The organism is Rhodopirellula sp. JB055, from assembly GCF_043100905.1.
GTDB lineage: Bacteria > Planctomycetota > Planctomycetia > Pirellulales > Pirellulaceae > Rhodopirellula.
The window spans coordinates 1-2,675 of record NZ_JBICHO010000060.1 but is presented as its reverse complement, the minus strand read 5'-3'; the positions used below and the strand labels follow the sequence as shown (position 1 = coordinate 2,675).

The window sequence follows — 2,675 nt, the reverse complement described above, 5'->3', positions numbered from 1 at the left end:
CGATCCTCCAATATGGGCCTGACGGCGGTTTCACATCACAGAACAACGCGGCGGCGTTCAACAGTCTCCGGCAAAACACAGCGCCCGGCTACGCTTATTGGCGAACTTCGCTGGACATGCGTCGGCAATTCGGTTGTCACTACGAGGGAACCTTCCGAGGGTCCGGACAACTCTCCAGCGATCGTTTGTTGTTCAGCGAAACACTTGGCTTTGGCGGTTACGACTCCATCCGCGGATACGACCAACGTGTGGCCAGCGGCGATCATGGCTGGCTGACCAGTTTCGAGTTCGGCCCCACGGCATGGACATTTGGCAGTGGTGATTGCGAAAGCAACGTCAAAGCGTACACGTTCGCGGACCTCGGCCAAGCATTCATCATCGACAGCCTCCCTGGCGAAGAGAAAGAACAATTCCTGTCGAGCGTCGGTGTGGGCTGCCGTGTTGCCGTCGGCCAGAAAGGATCCTTGCGATTCGATTATGGGCACGGCTTCAACGACGTGTACGGTGCCAACGCTGGTGACCGCGTTCACATCGGATTCGTGTCCTTCTTTGGACCAACTCCAAACTGATTGTCAACTCGAGCTTGCAATCCGGTTTCACCTGGAATCGATCATCAACCTCCCTCCGAAGAGAAAAAAGGTGTCCGACACGAATGGCGTTGTCCATTGGGAATTACGGGATTTTTGATGTTGCAGCCCTTGCCGCATGGAATGCGCTACGAGGTATTTTCATCAGCTTGATTGTCTTCGGCCGCCGTTTGTTTTCGCGAGGCTCTTCCCGACCTGGACGATTGCCAACGACTGCGCTAACACTTTGCCCCCGCGATGCCGACTTCATCGGTTCACTCACCCCGACGCATGCACACAGTAACCAGTTCGTTGAAAGCACTTGATACGTTTCGCTGAAGCTCAAGCTTCGTGTCTCTCGGTTGGAACTCCTGGCCGACTCAAGCATTTTCGAGCGAACCAAGTTGTAGGTGAACAGGCCCGTCCACAACTCTCGCTGAAGTCCCTCCGGACTCTGGCTGCGCAAGTGCTCCAGACCCATTGTGCATTTGATCGATTCAATATCGGTCTCGATCATCCAACGACCTTGGTACAGTGAGCCAAGCCAATCCAACGGATACTGCTGGATCGAAAGCATCGTGGTTGCGATCGTAAATGAGTCGCATCGTGAATTGAAGTCACTCGTGGCAACATCGCTCAAACGCATGGTCAGCGTTTCTGGCATCTTGCGGTATTCTCGCTTGCTCATCCAGGTAGGTTTCTTCGGACGAAGCCAAGCGACAGTTCGCTCCTTGTCGCTGATGCGATGGGCTCCCTGCGGGTCGTCTTCGCGCTTATGGTGATTCTTCATCACCACGTCGACTCCAATCATTTGACACATGCAGATCAACCAATAGGTGCAGTAGTACGAATCGGCGATCAAAATATCGCCTGGACGTAGTGAGTCTTTCAGTTGGTGAAGGAGTGTCGTTTCGCCACTGCCCTTGCCGCTGTAAGGTGCCGAGGCTAGATCAATGAGCATCCCCGTGGCCATTGATACCAAACCGACACACCGGAGAATTGGAAATCCGATTCCTTCGGCTTGAGCGGGATTCTGCGGATACGCTTTCTGGTTGGCGCGCGTGTCGGGAGCATCGATCGTAAATCCATCGACGTTGATCAGACGTCCGGTAATTGGCCGGCTTCTGATCTGGGCGATCGTTTTGGGGCAAAGCCGCTGCTCAACTTCGTCCGGCTCAAGCGGTGTTGCCAAATCATCGACTCTTCCCGCACCAAGTTCGGCTTGGGCGGCCAACGAACGCGTCAGCTTCTTGAGTGCCGAAACTGGAATCTTTGCTTTGGCACGACAAAGGTTTCCTGCGTTTTGCGCGATCACTCTTCCTTCGAGTTGTGCATAAAGAGAAACGACTCGTCCAGCGGCTGCCTTGATCGATCGCCCTGTTGCACTGAAGAGAAACTGAGAGACCATCGCCCACAACGTCACTGCCGGTGTGAAGACATCGTCATGGCCAATGCCAAACTCAATGTTCTCTTGTTCGAAGACATTGGCAACGAGCTGGTCGCTGAGCAAATCGCTTGCAGGCAGCTCGCTTGATTGGATCATCGATCTCCTGAAAATGCAGAAGCGATCACCTGATCTTGCTGATAGAATGGACATGAACCTTCCTTGGCCAAAGTTCTGGAAGCCTAACCAAGGAAGGTCACGTCACCGGCGAATTATATCGGCCATTTGGGTCACGCCAATTTCAATATCATCTGTCCGGTGAAATTGTTTTAGAAAAATGCACCGCGAGGGACCGCGGCTTTCAACGCTGCGCGGTCCGGGAGCGACGCTCAGCCGGAGACACCGAAAACACCGTGGACAACGCCATTCGTGTCGGACACCGAATTCGGGGTTTAGGCGGTATTCGGGGCGTCACTTTAGTTTTTTCGGTCGGCCTCGCGGTCGCATCGTTGACTCGAGATCAAACTTACGTGCGATTGATTCGACCCAAGTTTCTTCCCCGAAGGGGACTCCACGTCGCACGCTCCAGGCGAGTTGTTCGCGCTCGCTCTTGGTGAAGTCCGCCTGCACTCGGGCGATCCAATTTGCCGAGCGTCTGACCGGCCATGCAGAGAGCAATTGATTGCCAAGTACCGTCTTGGTCGACCAATGATACAAGCTACCCC

2 protein-coding genes and 1 pseudogene are annotated in these 2,675 nt (G+C 54.2%); 1 reads left to right on the top strand and 2 read right to left on the bottom strand.

The window, feature by feature from the left end:
• On the top strand, nucleotides 1-569 hold a 569-nt coding region (locus ACF8AM_RS02385), incomplete at its 5' end, for a ShlB/FhaC/HecB family hemolysin secretion/activation protein (protein WP_392554100.1).
• A 103-nt stretch (nucleotides 570-672) separates the two neighbouring features.
• On the opposite strand, the gene ACF8AM_RS02380 is transcribed toward ACF8AM_RS02385, so the two are convergent.
• Both ACF8AM_RS02380 and ACF8AM_RS02375 read right to left on the bottom strand, forming a co-directional pair.
• On the bottom strand, nucleotides 673-2,109 hold the full coding sequence (locus tag ACF8AM_RS02380) for an IS4 family transposase (protein WP_392554099.1): 1,437 nt from the start codon (nucleotides 2,107-2,109) through the stop codon (nucleotides 673-675).
• A 312-nt stretch (nucleotides 2,110-2,421) separates the two neighbouring features.
• Nucleotides 2,422-2,675 (bottom strand): annotated as a pseudogene (locus ACF8AM_RS02375) (hypothetical protein); the annotation flags it as partial.

Excerpts from the sequence above, each read along its gene's own strand:
- ACF8AM_RS02380 (WP_392554099.1), bottom strand. The coding sequence starts at position 2,109 with ATGATCCAATCAAGCGAGCTGCCTGCAAGCGATTTGCTCAGCGACCAG.